This is a genomic window from Roseburia sp. OF03-24 (assembly GCF_003463035.1).
GTDB lineage: Bacteria > Bacillota > Clostridia > Lachnospirales > Lachnospiraceae > Roseburia > Roseburia rectibacter.
Map to the genome: position 1 here is coordinate 1 of NZ_QSCK01000047.1, position 16,788 is coordinate 16,788.

At 39.7% G+C, this 16,788-nt stretch carries 16 protein-coding genes; 13 read left to right on the plus strand and 3 right to left on the minus strand.

What is annotated here, in order from left to right; all coding sequences use genetic code 11:
- Positions 1-169: 169 nt before the first annotated feature.
- Entirely contained in the window at positions 170-523 is a 354-nt protein-coding gene (gene rplS, locus DXA60_RS17290; RefSeq protein ID WP_006858535.1) for a 50S ribosomal protein L19, read from the plus strand.
- Positions 524-564: 41 nt separating this feature from the next.
- Here rplS and DXA60_RS19635 read toward each other — a convergent pair whose 3' ends face one another.
- Complete coding sequence (locus DXA60_RS19635) at positions 565-999, minus strand: hypothetical protein (protein WP_330418454.1); 435 nt, start codon at positions 997-999, stop codon at positions 565-567.
- Here DXA60_RS19635 and DXA60_RS19830 point away from each other — a divergent pair.
- The 3 genes from DXA60_RS19830 to hisC all read left to right on the plus strand — a co-directional run bounded on the left by DXA60_RS19830 (position 910) and on the right by hisC (position 3,657).
- Complete coding sequence (locus DXA60_RS19830; RefSeq protein ID WP_334294399.1) at positions 910-1,149, plus strand: aldo/keto reductase; 240 nt, start codon at positions 910-912, stop codon at positions 1,147-1,149. The two genes, DXA60_RS19635 and DXA60_RS19830, sit on opposite strands and share 90 nt — an antisense overlap.
- A gap of 230 nt (positions 1,150-1,379) precedes the next feature.
- Positions 1,380-2,588 (plus strand): pyridoxal phosphate-dependent aminotransferase, encoded by a 1,209-nt coding sequence (locus tag DXA60_RS17305; protein WP_117922542.1) that lies wholly within the window; start codon positions 1,380-1,382, stop codon positions 2,586-2,588.
- A gap of 13 nt (positions 2,589-2,601) precedes the next feature.
- Positions 2,602-3,657 (plus strand): histidinol-phosphate transaminase, encoded by a 1,056-nt coding sequence (hisC, locus tag DXA60_RS17310; protein WP_117922543.1) that lies wholly within the window; start codon positions 2,602-2,604, stop codon positions 3,655-3,657.
- Between the two features lie 12 nt (positions 3,658-3,669).
- Here hisC and DXA60_RS17315 read toward each other — a convergent pair whose 3' ends face one another.
- Positions 3,670-4,578, minus strand: a complete 909-nt coding sequence (locus tag DXA60_RS17315; RefSeq protein WP_117922544.1) for a type II CAAX endopeptidase family protein — start codon at positions 4,576-4,578, stop codon at positions 3,670-3,672.
- 283 nt (positions 4,579-4,861) lie between these two features.
- Between DXA60_RS17315 and DXA60_RS17320 the strand changes: the two genes are divergently transcribed.
- Complete coding sequence (locus DXA60_RS17320) at positions 4,862-5,161, plus strand: YerC/YecD family TrpR-related protein (RefSeq protein WP_117922545.1); 300 nt, start codon at positions 4,862-4,864, stop codon at positions 5,159-5,161.
- Positions 5,162-5,245: 84 nt separating this feature from the next.
- Here DXA60_RS17320 and DXA60_RS17325 read toward each other — a convergent pair whose 3' ends face one another.
- Complete coding sequence (locus tag DXA60_RS17325) at positions 5,246-5,857, minus strand: DUF1836 domain-containing protein (protein ID WP_117922546.1); 612 nt, start codon at positions 5,855-5,857, stop codon at positions 5,246-5,248.
- A 161-nt stretch (positions 5,858-6,018) separates the two neighbouring features.
- Between DXA60_RS17325 and pcrA the strand changes: the two genes are divergently transcribed.
- From pcrA to DXA60_RS17365, 8 genes are all read left to right on the plus strand, one after another.
- Complete coding sequence (pcrA, locus tag DXA60_RS17330; RefSeq protein WP_117922547.1) at positions 6,019-8,262, plus strand: DNA helicase PcrA; 2,244 nt, start codon at positions 6,019-6,021, stop codon at positions 8,260-8,262.
- 166 nt (positions 8,263-8,428) lie between these two features.
- Complete coding sequence (locus tag DXA60_RS17335; RefSeq protein WP_117922548.1) at positions 8,429-8,725, plus strand: hypothetical protein; 297 nt, start codon at positions 8,429-8,431, stop codon at positions 8,723-8,725.
- A 72-nt stretch (positions 8,726-8,797) separates the two neighbouring features.
- Entirely contained in the window at positions 8,798-10,207 is a 1,410-nt protein-coding gene (rlmD, locus tag DXA60_RS17340) for a 23S rRNA (uracil(1939)-C(5))-methyltransferase RlmD (RefSeq protein ID WP_117922549.1), read from the plus strand.
- Positions 10,208-10,637: 430 nt separating this feature from the next.
- The gene (locus DXA60_RS17345; RefSeq protein ID WP_117922550.1) at positions 10,638-12,752 is read left to right on the plus strand and encodes a penicillin-binding transpeptidase domain-containing protein; all 2,115 of its coding nucleotides are present in this window, start codon (positions 10,638-10,640) and stop codon (positions 12,750-12,752) included.
- Positions 12,700-13,941, plus strand: coding sequence for a DUF6070 family protein (locus DXA60_RS17350; protein ID WP_117922554.1), 1,242 nt, complete (start codon positions 12,700-12,702; stop codon positions 13,939-13,941). Before DXA60_RS17345 ends, DXA60_RS17350 begins: the two co-directional genes overlap by 53 nt.
- Entirely contained in the window at positions 13,941-15,215 is a 1,275-nt protein-coding gene (locus DXA60_RS17355) for a DUF6070 family protein (protein ID WP_117922551.1), read from the plus strand. The genes DXA60_RS17350 and DXA60_RS17355 overlap by 1 nt, the downstream gene beginning before the upstream one ends.
- A gap of 4 nt (positions 15,216-15,219) precedes the next feature.
- Entirely contained in the window at positions 15,220-16,485 is a 1,266-nt protein-coding gene (locus tag DXA60_RS17360; protein ID WP_117922552.1) for a DUF6070 family protein, read from the plus strand.
- 59 nt (positions 16,486-16,544) lie between these two features.
- Positions 16,545-16,748: a hypothetical protein gene (locus DXA60_RS17365; protein WP_117922553.1), complete on the plus strand. Its 204-nt coding sequence runs from the start codon at positions 16,545-16,547 to the stop codon at positions 16,746-16,748.
- The last annotated feature ends 40 nt before the right edge of the window (positions 16,749-16,788 follow it).

Here is a 16,788-nt window from a genome sequence, read left to right on the forward strand (position 1 = left end):
ATGATTATGAAAACGGGGCTTTGTGGATAAAAGTACGGAAACTCAAGTAAAAAATATCTTTACAATCACAAATTTATGTGATAAGATATAATAGTTGTGAGTAAAAATAGATGGTCCTCTGTTACGAATTCGCGTATTAAGAACATCCAAATTATCAGGAGGTCACAAAATGAACGCAAGTGAAATCATTAAGAACATTGAAACAGCACAGTTAAAAGCAGAAGTACCGGAGTTCCGTGTTGGTGATACTGTAAAAGTTTACGGTAAGATCAAAGAGGGTAACCGTGAGAGAATCCAGGTATTCGAGGGTACTGTACTTAAAAAACAGGGTGGAAGCAACCGTGAGACATTTACTGTAAGAAAAATCTCTAACGGTGTCGGCGTAGAAAAAACATGGCCGTTACATTCTCCGAACGTTGAGAAAGTAGAAGTAGTTCGTCAGGGTAAAGTAAGACGTGCTAAATTATTCTACTTAAGAGATCGCGTTGGTAAGAAAGCAAAAGTAAAAGAGTTAGTAAAATAGTAGATGTAAAAGAAAAGCTGCAGTGGAAACACTGCAGTTTTTTAATTTTTCGGATGTGCACTGCGGACTAAAGTACTTATGGTACAATAAGTAACATGAACTTCTGCATCGGTCAAAGGGATCGCTTTCCGGTCTTTCATGGGCTGGTTTAAGGGTGTTGCGATACTGGTGGAAAAACATAACAATGAGGAGTTCCGGACCAGTTCCTCAAACTCAAATTCATCTGTCTGTATCAGAAAACGTGATGCAGGCATTTTTTGTTTTACCAGTTCAGTCCAGAAACCGATCTGGTCACGGAGAAGGCAGTTAAAGCCATTGAGCTGCGTGAGACTTAACTCGGCGTTATCTATAAAAACGATTTCTTCAACATTCCGGTACTCAAAGAAATCGGAACAAAATATGGAAAGAGTGTAGCTCAGGTAGCACTCCGCTTCCTGCTTCAGAACGGGGTAGTTGTTATTCCGAAATCTACCCACGAAGAAAGAATGCAGGAAAACTTCAATGTGTTTGATTTTTCACTGACCGATGAGGAAATGAAGCAGATCGAGGCACTTGATACAGGAGAAAGTTTATTCTTTTCACATTATTCACCGGAAACCGTGGAATGGTTTATGAGTATTGTATAGATAACAGGCTTGTAAAAGCGTATTGCAGTTTATGGAAGCTGCAATACGCTTTTCGTGTATAATAGGGAAAAATCGTCGCATTATGGAACATCAATAATTCCAATGAAAATAGCATTTACTTCTTTATAGTGCTGTGGTAAAGTATTTAAAGATATATTATAAATACACTTCTTTCAGTGGGATTTGTGTGATCTGCAACAACAGAAATGTATACGAATGGAGATAGAATTATGGTTTCAAAAAGAATACAAAAGGCTTTACTCGGAAATTCTGCGATCCGTGCAATGTTTGTAGAAGGAAAAGCAATGGCAGAAAAATATGGTGCAGAGAATGTCTATGATTTTTCTCTTGGCAATCCAACAACACCGGCTCCGGCAGCGTTAAATAACAGTATCCGTGATCTGTTAGACGAGGCAGATAAAAAAGGTGCATCAGGTTCTCTGGAATTACACGGATATATGGAAAATGCCGGCTATAAAGATGTGCGTGAAGCGATCGCAGAGAACTTAAACAAACGTTTTGGTACTGTATTTGATGGTCATAATATTGTAATGACAGTCGGTGCAGCAGGCGGTCTTAATATAATTTTTAAGACAATTTTAGATCCGGGAGATGAGGTGATCGTGTTTGCACCATTTTTCGGTGAGTATCGTCAGTATGCAGCTAATTTTGATGCGGATATTGTAACGGTAAATCCGGATCTTCGGACGTTTCAGCCGGATTTAGCTGACTTTGCGGCAAAGATCACAGGAAAAACAAAGGCACTTATCGTCAATACACCAAATAATCCGACAGGTGTGATTTACAAACCTGAGACGATGCAGGCAATCGCTGCTATCTTAGAAAAGAAACAGGAAGAATACGGACATGACATTTATCTGATATCAGATGAGCCTTATCGTGAGCTGGTTTATGATGGAAATAAAGAAGATTTTCTGACAAAATATTATAAAAATACGATCGTTGGATATTCTTTCAGCAAATCATTATCACTGCCGGGAGAACGTATCGGTTATGTGGTAGTTCCAAATGAGGCATCTGATGCCGAAGATCTGATACGCGGTATTGAGATATCAAACCGTACGCTTGGATTTGTCAATGCACCATCTTTGATCCAGAAAGCAGTTGCAAGATGTTTAGATGAAAAAACAGATGTTTCTTTTTATGATGAAAACCGAAAGATGTTATACGATGGCTTAACGAATCTTGGCTTTACCTGTATCAAGCCGGAAGGAGCATTTTACCTGTGGGTGAAATCTCCGGTCGCCAATGAAGAAGAGTTTGTAGAAGAGGGCAAAAAGCTGCATCTTCTGATGGTAAAAGGAAGTGCATTTGGATGTGGCGGATTTGTACGCCTTGCTTATTGTGTTTCTCATGAGACAATCAAAAATTCACTTCCTGCATTTGCAAAATTAGCAGAAGTGTATGGACTGAATTAGTAGGAGGCATAGAATGGGTAACTGGGAATCTTATGTAAGAAAAGTAGTACCTTATGTTCCGGGAGAGCAGCCACAGGAACAGCGTATGATCAAATTAAATACAAATGAAAATCCGTATCCACCGGCACCGGGAGTGATCCGTGCACTCAAAGAGTTCGATACAGACCGGCTCAGATTATATCCGGAGCCGGCCTGTAAAGTTCTTGTCGATGCGATCGCAGAGTATTATGGTTTAAAGAGCAGTCAGGTTTTTGTGGGTGTTGGATCGGATGATGTACTTGCAATGATCTTTATGACGTTCTTTAATTCTAAAACACCGATCTGGTTTCCGGATATTACTTATTCGTTTTATGATGTGTGGGCAGATATGCTTCGGATACCATATGAGGTAAAACCGTTAGACGATAATTTCCAGATCGTAAAAGAAGATTATTATGGCGAAAATGGAGGCGTAGTTTTTCCAAATCCAAATGCACCGACAGGAATTTTAATGCCACTTTCAGAAATTGAGGATATCATAAAGCATAATCAGGATGTGATTGTGGTTGTGGATGAGGCATATATCGATTTTGGAGGGGAGAGTGCACTTCCTCTGATTGAGAAATATGATAATCTGCTGGTGGTCCAGACTTTTTCAAAGTCACGTTCCATGGCAGGCATGCGTATCGGCTATGCAATGGGAAATGAAAAACTTATTAAATATATTAATGATGTGAAGTACTCATTTAATTCCTATACGATGAATCAGACAGCACTTGCACTTGGTGTGGAAGCAATAAAGGACAAGGACTACTTCGAAGAGACCAGACAGCGTGTAATAGCGACCCGTGAATGGACAAAGAAAGAGCTTGCAAAACTTGGTTTTTCATTTGGAGATTCCATGAGTAATTTTATCTTTGCAACACATGAGCGTGTGCCGGCAAAAGAATTGTTTGAGGCTTTGAAAAAAGAACATATTTTTGTGCGGTATTTTTCAAAAGAACGAATCAGCAATTATCTGAGGATCAGTATCGGAACAAAAGAAGAGATGGAAGAACTGATTCGTTTCCTGAAAAATTATCTGCAGTGATGAAACCGGACGTTAATTGAATGGAGGAAAAGTATCATATCCCGTATTTTCAAGTGGCAGAATAGACATTTGTTTTTGAACCATGCGGTTTGATCCAAAATGGAAGAGGACAAAACCGCATGAGATACAGATCACTCCTGTGGCAAAATAAAGGATGAAAAAGAGTGCACTGCTGCCGGTTGGTAAAATGCTGCTTATGACGGTTCCCCAGAAGTTAAATAACATGTGAAACAGGATAGACTGATAAATACTGCCACCTCTTTCACAGATGTAACCCAGAATCATACCGAGGAAAAATGCATAGATTCCCTGTATCATATTCATGTGGAAAACTCCGAATAAAAGTGCCTGCATGATGTTTGCTGCCCAGAACGGAAATACTTTTTTTGCCTGATGCATGGTAACACCGCGAAAGAGAAGTTCTTCACCGATTGGGGCAAGCAGGACGGAGTAAAAGAACATGGATACGGTCAGCCCATTTGTCATTCCTGCAGTGTCCATAAGTTTTTCATAGGCTTTCATCCACTGTGGAAACAAAGATGCCAGGAAAGAGACCAGATAGGTCGACAGACACTGTGTACCAGGTACTAAAAGGATGATCCCAATAACGGAAAGCGGATGGAAAATCTTTCCCGGGTGAACCAGATAAATCCCATGATATCCGGCATGGTACCATAGACCGAATGCTCCGATACAGAGCAGGGAAAATACGATCATGATCATGGTATTTACGCGCGTAGAGGACCACAGGTTTAAAGTATTGTTCCAAAGCTCTGTATAGACATGGCTGGAAGAAAAAATATAGCGGATATGTTCATAAAACAGGGCTACTCCCATTACAAAAAACATGGCAAGGTACTGGAATGCTATCGCAAGCAAAAATGGTATAAAAGTAAAGAAAAATGAGCCTATTTTTTTCATGTGGAATGCTCCTTTACAGGGTAAAATATTTGTTGGTAAAAAATATTATAGCAAACATATGTTTGAAAATCAATAGAAAAGAAATAAAAATAAGAACAAATGTTCTAATTTTGCAAACCGATATATTTCATTGCATTTACATGGAGAAAATGATATAATAGCAGTCTGCAAAAAAAACTAAAATAACTAAAATATCTATTTACTTTAAAACTTTAATATGCTAAAATGCAACGTAGATGTATAGCGCACATAGCGTGCAATCAATAAAAAAGGAGAAAGGATTATGAGCAAGAAACTTAGGACAGAGGCAGTTGATCATCTGTTTGATGCTATTTTAAGCCTCCAGAACAAGGAAGAATGTTATACATTTTTTGAAGATGTATGTACTGTGAATGAGCTGCTTTCTTTATCACAGAGATTTGAAGTTGCGAAGATGCTTAGAGATCAGAAGACATATCTTGATATCGCAGAAAAGACCGGTGCTTCCACTGCAACGATCAGTCGTGTAAACCGTTCATTGAATTATGGCAATGACGGATATGATATGGTTTTCTCAAGACTTCAGGAAAAAGATAAAGAATAGAAATAAAAAGAACCGCTATTCCGGCAGACAGGTGTATATGCAAATATATGATCATCTGTCTTATCAGAAATAGCGGTTCTTCTATTATTTTTTGGATGGTTTTGTGTCCGGATCTTTTGAAGCCATCTGGTCGATCATTTTTTCAATCAGAGTTTTTTTGATGTATACGTCATAACTGAGCATACAGATAAAACTGAACGTATGCAAAAGATCGGCTTCTTCTTCCGATGCATCCGGGAATGTTTTCATGGAAGTGTTGAATTTCTTTGCAAGATCTTTCATGAGGTTCTGTGTTTCCGGATGTTCTAAACTGAAAACTTCTTTATAGATATCTTCGAGACTGTAGTGCTCGTCATTGCCGAAGTATTTTTCTGTGATCGGATTTAAAATCCCCTGGATATCGCTGATACTTAAAATACTCTTCAGATAATAAATAAAGATCAGAACCAGTACATGTTCTTTGGTATATTTCTTCTTTTCCGGTGGAGGAAGAAGGTTGTTTTTTGCATAATTGTTGATCATTGTCTTAGTCAGGATTTTGTCGTCATCATGACGCTTGGAAGCTGCAAGCTGTGAATCCATAAATGTGGTTACCTGATCCATATATAAATCAATATTCGGAATATCTTCCGGTTTGACGTAATCAATCTGCTGTAAGGAATCTAAGATTGAACGTAAAAATTGTTTCGTATCCATATTTGTGTCACCTCTTATCACATTATATAGTAATGAAAACTAGATGACAAGATATAAATGAAAAAATAATTTAACAAAATAATTCAAGATAGGTTTTATTGCACGAAAAGTACATGTTATAGTATAATAGCAATCAATGAAAGAAAAGGAAAATAATAAATATGAGTATATACGATACACTGAATGAACAGCAGAGGGAAGCAGTATATCAGACGGAGGGACCGGTGCTGATCTTAGCGGGAGCAGGTTCCGGGAAAACGCGTGTGCTGACACACCGTGCTGCTTATTTAATAGAAGAAAAGGGAGTTAATCCCTATCATATCATGGCGATCACTTTTACCAACAAGGCAGCTGGGGAGATGCGGGAGCGGATTGATAAAATTGTTGGATTCGGTTCGGAAAGTATCTGGGTATCGACCTTTCATTCAAGTTGTGTGAGAATCCTGCGCCGTCATATTGACCGGATCAGATTTGATACCAATTTTACGATCTACGATGCGGATGATTCAAAATCCCTGATGAAAGATATCTGTAAGCGTTTAGAAATCGATACTAAGATTTATAAAGAGAAAAGTTTTTTAGCAGCAATCTCGTCAGCGAAAGACGAACTGATCACACCGACAGAACTGATGCAGCGTGCACTGACATCTTCTGATTATGCAAAACGCAGACAGGCGGAGGTATACCGGGAGTATCAGGATGCATTACATAAGAACAATGCGCTTGATTTCGATGATCTGATCATGAAAACGGTAGAACTTTTACAGTCGGATCCTGAAGTGAAAAATTATTATCAGGAGCGTTTCCATTATATTATGGTAGACGAGTATCAGGATACCAATACAGCACAGTTTGAACTGATCCGTCTTCTGGCGGGAAAGTATCAGAATCTTTGTGTAGTAGGTGATGATGACCAGTCTATTTATAAGTTCCGTGGGGCGAATATTTATAATATTTTAAATTTTGAAAAACATTTTCCGGATGCAAAAACAATCAAATTAGAGCAGAATTACCGTTCCACCCAGAATATTTTAAATGCAGCAAACAGCGTGATTGCAAACAATGTCGGCAGAAAATCAAAGACACTCTGGACTGCAAATGAAGAAGGTAAGAAGATTGATTTTGAACAGTTTAATACCGGTTATGAGGAAGCTGATTTTATCGCATGTGATATTGCAGGTGATGTAAAGAACGGAGCTTATCATTATGGGGATCATGCTGTTTTATACCGTACAAATGCGCAGTCACGACTGTTTGAGGAGCGTTTTATCGTATCAAATATTCCGTATAAGATCGTCGGTGGTGTAAACTTTTATGCCAGAAAAGAAGTGAAGGATCTTCTTGCTTATTTAAAGACGATTGACAATGCACGTGATGATCTTGCGGTGCGTCGTATTTTAAATGTTCCAAAACGTGGCATTGGCGCAACGACTGTAAACCGTGTGACTGATTATGCTGGGGCATACGATATCAGCTTTTATGATGCCTTAAAGCGTGCAGATGAAATCCCGTCCATTGGAAAAGCAGCATCAAAAGTAAAGCCATTCGTAAATCTTATTCAGGTGTTCCGGAGTAAACTGGAGTTTATCAGCATTTCACAGCTGCTTCATGAAGTGATCGAGGAAACAGGATATGTTAAGGAACTTCAGGCGGAAGGTACCGATGAAGCTGAGGCAAGGATCGAGAATATCGATGAGCTTTTAAGTAAAGTTGTAAGCTATGAGGAAAGCGAGGAACATCCGACACTGAGCGGTTTTCTGGAAGAAGTAGCACTGGTGGCAGACATTGACAGCCTGGAAGATGACAGCGACTATGTTGTCTTGATGACGCTGCACAGTGCAAAGGGACTGGAATTTCCTAAAGTGTATTTAGCAGGTATGGAGGATGGTCTGTTCCCAAGCTATATGTCGATCACGTCGGATGATTCAAGTGAGCAGTTAGAGGAAGAACGCCGCCTTGCTTATGTGGGTATTACCCGTGCAATGAAAGAATTGACGATCACCTGTGCAAGGCAGAGAATGATCCGAGGTGAGACACAGTACAATAAAGTTTCACGATTTGTCAAAGAAATTCCTGCAGAACTTTTAGATGGAAAAGAAACAGTTCCTGCAAGAAAGGAAGCGGGTACTTCAACTGGAAATGAATGGAGTGCAAAATCAAAACGGATGAACATGAAACAGCAGCCTTCCGGACAGAGCATGCAGGCGCGTGCATTTGCGTCTGTTCATACGAAAGCGGAAAAACTGCCATATGATATTGCTGACCGTGTTTTACATACAAGGTTTGGAGAAGGCACTGTAGTTGCGATCGTAGAAGGTGGACGGGACTATGAAGTCACGGTTCAGTTTGATACAGTGGGCATCAAAAAAATGTTTGCTTCTTTTGCAAAATTAAAAAAGATATAAAAATGTTTAATTTATAAATTTTTAATAGGCGAAATGGGAAACATATGATATAATATTAACATGTAATGAATTTACATTGCGGAATGTAATACGCATAATATTAGAATCATCAGGTAACATATGACTGTGAGATACAGCAGTCTGAAAATAGAAGGAGGGGAGCCCTATGAACAAGATGGACGATTTAAAAGATTTAGTTAACATTTCAAGATTAAACGAACTGCTGAATAAAAAAGAAGCAGAGGAAGAGAAGAAAGCTTCCAAAGTTGTCTGGGTATTTGCGATTATCGGAATTATTGCCGCAGTGGCAGCAGCAGTTTATGGAATTTATCGATTCTTTGCACCTGATTATCTGGAAGATTTTGAGGATGACTTCGAGGATGATTTTGATGATGATTTCTTTGAAGACGAAGAAGATGACGACAAAGCAGAAGAGCCGGCAGAGGAAAAAACAGAAGAGTAAGAAATATCTTAGGGGGCTGCAGTGTTGCAGCCCTTTTTAGTTTGTGTTAATAGAAAAAGAAAGGAACTGGTTATGAAAAAAGGGCAGATCGTAGAAGGAATCATTGAAAGGGTGGATTTCCCGAATAAAGGAATTTTAAGAACGGAAGATGGTACACGTGTGATCGTAAAAAATGCGATCATGGGACAGAAAGTATCAGCAGCAGTCAATAAGGTCAGAAAAGGAAAATGCGAAGGACGACTGCTTGAAATATTGGAAAAATCTGCACTGGAGCTGCCGGAACCTGGATGTGTTCATTATGGGATCTGTGGTGGCTGTACATTCCAGAGCCTTCCATATGAGGAACAGCTTAAGATGAAAGAAAAGCAGGTCAAAGACCTGATCGACGCAGTCATCACTGAAGAAAATAAGGGATATGAGTTTTTACCAATCAAAGCAAGTCCAAGACCAAAAGCATACCGCAACAAGATGGAGTTTTCATTTGGAGATGAATATAAGGATGGTCCGTTGGCACTTGGAATGCACAAACGCGGCAGTTTTTATGATATCGTAAATGTAGGAGAGTGCCAGATCGTAGACGAAGATTTCCGTCGTGTGCTTAAGATCACGTTGGAATATTTTAAGGAAAAACAGATTCCATTTTATCATAAACTCCGTCACACCGGGTATCTCCGTCATTTTCTTGTGAGAAAAGCAGCAAAAACAGGAGAGATTTTAGTTGACCTTGTGACAACTACACAGATGGAGGAACTTAGTGGGGAAAATGAAAGTGCATTATTAGAAGGCTGGGTGAAAAAACTTTGTGAGGAAAAATATGACGGTGTGCTAAAAGGAATCCTTCATACAAAAAATGACAGCGTTGCCGATACGATCAAAAATGAGGGGACAGATATTTTATTTGGACAGGACTTCTTTTATGAGGAACTGCTTGGTCTGAAGTTTAAAATCACGCCATTTTCCTTTTTCCAGACAAATTCCCTTGGTGCAGAAGTACTCTATCAGACTGCACGTGAATTTATCGGGGATGCGCTCGACGATGAGGCGAATCAGACAGTATTTGACCTGTATTCCGGAACCGGAACAATCGCACAGATACTTTCTCCGGTTGCAAAGAAAGTGATCGGTGTGGAGATCGTGGAGGAAGCTGTTGTGGCTGCAAGGGAGAATGCAGCTTTAAACGGACTTACCAACTGCGAATTTATCGCGGGAGATGTATTAAAAGTGATCGATACGATCGGGGAAAAACCGGATTATATCGTACTTGATCCGCCAAGAGATGGAATCCATCCGAAAGCACTGGAGAAAATCATCCGCTATAATGTGCCGCAGATGGTCTATATTTCCTGTAAACCGACCAGCTTAGCAAGAGATCTTGAAGTGCTGCAGGCGAGAGGTTATCAGGTGAAGAAAGTGCAGTGCGTGGACATGTTTCCTGCGACGGGAAATATTGAAACCGTTTGTCTGCTTTCAAAGAAACCTTGATTTTCTGCGGTTTGTGGGATATTAAGGAAAGAAAATAGATGTGTGTTTTCTGGTTTTTTGAATGAAACATTTGAATATTGAAACAGTGGGGTGGTGCAAGACTCTGCTGAATAATAGGCTTTTGCTAAAAGGTATCACTTTTGCGAAAATGTGTGATACCTTCTGGCAGGAGCCTTTTTATATAAAGATAACTTGACTTATAAATCTTACTGATGTAATATTTACACAAGTGCAGCGGGTTTCAAAAATATTTTTTTAATGTGAAATCTTACGCATGTAATAAATAAAAAGGAGGGATGCAGAGTAGAACAGAACAAAAGGAAAATTTTTTTGTTTCAAAATCTTACGAATGTAATATTTTGAAAGCGAGTAATGAACATTGAAAATAGAATATGACCATATCAGCAAAGCAAAATGAATGGAGGTCAATATGAAGAAAGGAAAAAGCAGACATAAAAGAAAGAAAAGCAGGCTCCTATGGATTGCGATTGCTGTTATAGGAATGGCTGCGATTACTGTTGCGGTATGTGTGGCAGGAATGTTCAAAAAGGAGGAGGTGTGGAAAACACCAGAAGAACTTCTGGTTGAATACATGAATCACATCCCGGCACAGGAGTATGAGCAAATGTATGCGATGCTCCATATTGAGGCATCTGGCAATGTCAGTCAGGAGGATTTCATAAAACGCAATTCAGCTATTTACGAAGGTATTGAAATCCAGAATATGGCGGTCGAGATTATCGCATACGACGAAGAGCAACTGACCGTAACTTATCAGACATCTTTTGATACGGTTGCAGGAGAAATCAGCTTTGAGAATGAAGCATTTTTTCTGGAGGGCGAAGACGGGTATAAGTTGGTTTGGGATAATTCACTGATCTTTCCGAATTTAGCTTCTACTGATAAGGTAAGAGTTTCAACGACACAGGCAAACCGGGGAGAAATTCTGGATAGGAATGGACGAGTGCTTGCTGGAAAAGGAACTGCATCTTCGGTTGGAATCGTTCCGGGAAAATTGGAGAACAGGGAGGAAGCAATCGCCAAGATTGCAGAATTACTGGAAACCACGCCGGAAGTGATAGAGAAGAAATTGTCAGCACAGTGGGTAAAAGATGATTCTTTTGTTCCAATAAAAACGATTCCGAGAGTGGAAGAAATCGAACTGCTAAAAGTAGAACCGGACGAAGATGTATTGAAGGAGAAAGAAAGGCACGAAAGTTTGCTGGCAATTCCCGAAGTAATGATATCTGACGTTGAAGTTCGTGAGTATCCTTTAGGTGAAGCGGCTGCACATTTGGTAGGGTATGTACAAAGTGTTACTGCAGAGGATTTAGAAGAACATGCAGGAGAGGGATATACAGCTAACAGTGTGATTGGCAGAAGCGGAATGGAAGGTCTGTTTGAAAAGGAACTGAAAGGGCAAAACGGCTGCAGGATATACATTGTGAATTCGGAAGGCAAAGAGAAAGAAGAACTTGCTTGTATTTTAGTGCAGCACGGTCAGGACATTAAGCTGACGATAGATGCCAGTTTGCAGATTGCCTTATATGAGCAGTTTCAGGAAGACAAGAGCTGCTCTGTAGCCATGAATCCATATACCGGAGAAGTACTGGCTTTGGTCAGTACACCATCTTATGACAATAATGATTTTATCATGGGATTGTCCAGTGAGCAGTGGATAGCATTGAATGATGACGAGGATAAGCCTATGTATAATCGGTTCCGGCAAGTCTGGTGTCCCGGTTCGACATTCAAGCCAGTTACGGCTGCGGTCGGTTTGGAATCAGGAGCAATTGATCCAAATGAAGATTATGGTAATGTAGGATTAAGCTGGCAAAAAGATGCATCGTGGGGGTCTTATTATGTAACTACCCTTCATGCATATGAACCAGTTATTTTAGAGAACGCTTTGATTTATTCCGATAATATTTATTTTGCAAAGGCAGCATTAAAGATTGGCTCAGAAGAGATGGAGAGTTCTTTGACTGGACTTGGTTTTAATGAGGAACTGCCATTTGAGATTAAGATGGCAGAGTCGCAGTATTCTAATTCGGAGGGAATTGAAACAGAAATACAGTTAGCCGATAGTGGTTACGGTCAAGGGCAGGTTTTAGTGAATCCATTACATATGGCATGTATCTATTCTGCTTTCTGTAATGAGGGAAATGTCATAAAGCCTTATTTGGCATATAAGAATGAAATCGCAGCTGAGTATTGGATTCCGGGTGCCTTTTCTAATGAGACAGCAAGCCGTGTATTGGAAGAAACAAAGAAGGTTGTGAATGATTCTAATGGAACTGGATATGCAGCCCATCGGGATGACATTCTTTTAGCAGGAAAAACAGGTACGGCAGAAATCAAGGCATCGAAGGATGATACTTCGGGTACGGAATTAGGATGGTTTGCAATTTTTACAGCAGAAGATACGGTAGAACGTCCTATATTGATTATCAGCATGGTAGAAGATGTGAAAGGAAGAGGAGGAAGTGGATATGTTGTTAAGAAAGACAGCCTGGTTCTGGAAGAGTGGTTTAGCAGTAATTAGTTTTGTACTGATGCTTAGTGTTTCGGGGTGCAGCGATGCACCCCCGGAAGAAGATACAGTTTCGGAAACAGTAATTGATATTCAGACTATTCCAGAAGAACCTCAGGAGAACGCAGAAGAAATTATAAACATCTGTATAGATTTTTATAAGAAGGCAGCAGAAGAAAACAAGATAGCTGATTTGAAAACGATTCGCAGTATTGTAAATTGCCTTGGAGAAAATGGATATCCGGCTGTTGACAGCAGAAATCAAATTAACATGACGAAACCAGAGAAGGTAGTGAAATTCTGCGAAAAAGTGGATGCACAGGAGGAAGCAGAAATAACGATTCTTGAAATCAGTTATTTGGGCGGATTTGTAAAATACGATTTGCACACAAAAGACGGAAATGTGGATGTGGTCAGAAGCTATTACAAGTATGAAAATGGAAATATGAAAAGAGAGGTTATAGGAAACTATCAAGCGGAGTATTGGAATTATACAGAAGAAGGTTACCTGATGTTTTCCGGTGTCTGGTTTTCAGAAGAATTGTATGTTCTTACGTTGAGTGGGGCAGAGGAGCATACCGCATTACGAGTACAGCCATTGGATGAAACATATAGGGTGTTGAGTCGGAAATACCTTCGCCCAATCAGCTTTGAACAGAATAATATGTTCATTGTAGATTGGAGCGAGGATGATTTTGGAGATTTGAATTTCTATGATATGTATGACATTCTTTATCCAAAAGTAAACGGTCAGTATGTTCCTTATGCTGCTGATGACAACTTATCAGTCAGTGCAGTTTATCAGATTCCAAAAGAGGAATTTGAAAGTGTTATTATGAAATATTTCAATATTGACAGTGAAACGCTGCAATCAAAAACCGTCTATTATTCGGAGAATTCAACTTATGAATATAAGCCGAGAGGCTTCGAAGAAGTAGAGTACCCGGAATATCCATATTCAGAGGTAGTCGGTTTTTCAGAAAACAGCGATGGGACAATTACACTTACAGCTAATGTAGTATTCCCTTATGCAGGTGATTCCAAGGTATATGCTCATGAGGTTGTGGTCCGCCCGTTAGAGGACGGAGGAGTACAATATGTATCTAACCGAATTATACCATCTGAAGACAACTACAGAGAAACTTGGCATACGCCACGGTTGACGTTAGAAGAATGGGAAGAATTGTACGGAGGCGAATAATGGAAGATGTGAAATGGCTGCTTAGAAGATGTGGACTTCCGATTTTGCTGCTGTTGTTTTTCGTGATAGCAGGAGTGTTCTGTTGGGGAAAACGGCATGCAGAAAAGCAAAAGGTGGCAGAAGAAGTATGGGAGTCACCTGTAGAAATCGAAAATAGCGAAGCAGAAACAGAAGAAGCCGAGAATGCGGAAACTTCTACAGAGTCAGCATATTGGTTCATTCCGCAAGCCAGCGATGACCTCCTTTCAGAAGAGGAGAAGGAGCAGTTGCAGAGTACGGTTTTGTCAGCAGCAGAATCGGTCAGAGAAATCTATAAGGATATTGTAATTGTAGATGCACCAAGCTACTCTTCGGGTATTAACGAATTTACCAACGAGCAGAGGAAAGCCGTGGTGGAACAATTGGGCAGAAGCGGTTTGGTAAGTGTTGAAGAAGATAATGCTATGCAAAATCATGAAGCAATTGAAGCGTTTTACGCAGATTACTTGAAGGGACAGGACTCGATGGTTACGGTATTTGAAGTGCATAGAGATGGACTGATTGGAGCAGTTACTTTTATTTACCGGAAAGGTGAGTTGCAGACTTATTATATAGGTGTTCGTTGGAAGGAAGGTGGAGTGCCTGAAATACAGGGAACTTCGATAAGTAATGTGGCTGAAATTAAACTTACTGAAAAAGGGTATTTTATCTACGCATATGAATATGTGATTGCACATGCAAGTTTGAGACAGTATTGGAGAATAGAACCGCTTCCGGAAGACTGCCAGGAACTGACGGAGAAATACATATCAGGACTAAGCTATGTGAATTACAATGTGCTTGTCACAAACTGGAACAGTAGCAATGTAGAGGATATTTTGATGCCTTGCATGTATGAAGATATCTATCGGATTTATACAGGCGAAAATCTGAAGACACAGGGATGGGAAATTCCGGCAGAGGAGTATGAAAAAATAATGACTACCTATTTCCCGGTGTCTGTGGAGCAGTTGAGAGAACATTGTAGATACAACGCAGACCACAACAGTTATGAATATGAAATGATTTATGCCAGTCCATATCCGCCTTTTGGAGAGGTGGTTGATTACAAAGAAAACACGGACGGAACGATTACTCTTATTGTAGACGGAGTATGGACGGATTATAATTCTGATCTTGCATTTAGGAATGAGATTGTGGTTCAGCCATTTGAAGATGGAACTTTTAGATATCTTTCCAATTCTATAGAGCAAATAGAATTGGAACTGCCACCAATAGCAAGAAAGAAAGGATGATATTATGGCATTAAAAAGAAAAAGCATTCTGCTGATTATGGTATTACTGATTGGGTGTTTCATGTGTGCCTGTGGAAAAAAAGATAGTGTTGCGGGTGAATCTCTTGTGGAAGATACGGAAGAAGTATCTTCCACGGAGGAAACAAAAAGTGCCGAGGAAGAGGCTGAAGAACAATGGGAAAAGGGTTATGACCTTCCAGTAGATGTACAGGAAAGGGAAGAAGCTGAGACTGACTGTAAAAAGCTGATGGAACTTTATTTTGACATTTATGAATCAGCAGATAAAGGGATGGCATCTTATGTTGTTTTGGATGATCAAACGGTTCTTGAAATGCAGAAGAAACTAGCAGACGCAGGATGCCCGGTTACAACGATGATAACCTATTCTAATATGGAGAATTATGAAAGTGTTGACAGTTTTCTGAAAGAATGTATGGAAGGGAAAAGTGGTTCTGTAGTAATTTATGAAGTCCATAACGATGGCGGACTGGGAAGAATGAAATTCATTTTTGATGGAACGGATATGTATGTTGTAAGTGCTAGAGGAATCTGGAATGCTGACAACAAGCCGGGAATTTCATACATTTCCCATACAAGACTAAAAGAGTGGAAATATACAGATAAGGGATGGTTTTGTTATGAATTATGTGTACCGGAGCCACCGGAAGTCAGTGAAATCATGGATGGCAGCTGTCTGATCAGAATAAAACCTATGACAGAGGAACAGCGAGAGATGTCTGAGCGCCTCGTCCTGGGACTTGGATATCAGGGACAGAACCTTTTGTGTTCCAACTGGAATACAGAAAACATGAGTGAATTGGATTATAACGGAATGTTTGAATATCTGTATGGAATGAAATATGGAGAAAAGTTCAATTCCGAAGATTATCCAAATGGTATCCCGAAAGAAGAATTCGAAAGTCTGATTATGGAATATCTTCCGATAACAGCAGAGCAGATACGGGATTACGCAGTATTTGATGAGGAAAACCAGACCTATTATTGGGTGCGACTTGGATGCTTTAATTATGCGCCTACCTTCTTTGGGACATCTCTGCCGGAGGTTGTCGACATCAAAGAAAATGAGGATGGGACGGTTACGTTAACGGTGGAGGCAGTTTGCGACATGGTCATTTGCGATGATGCAGTCATTACCCATGAACTTACGGTAAGATTTGCAGAGGATGGCAGTTTTCAGTATTTGGGGAATGAAATCCTAAATGACGGAATTATGCAGATACCCGATTACCAATACCGGATTAAAGAATGATTTGATAATAATGGTGTTCTATGGTAATCTTACAGGTGTAAGAAAAGAAAGGAGGACACATGAAGAAATTAAAATTAGTTGGAATGCTGGCAGCAGTTGTTATGCTTATGTTTATAGTAGTTGCATCTTATTTGTCTGAAAAGAATGTAGATGAACCAGAAGAATTATTTGTTGTTCCTGTAACCAGAGATGAATTATTTATTAGTTCGGAGGAGGGATATAATTCTATTGAAATATATAAGCAGGAAAATAAATTAGCCTGAATTATTCACGGAACAGTATCTGAACTGATAACTGTACCAT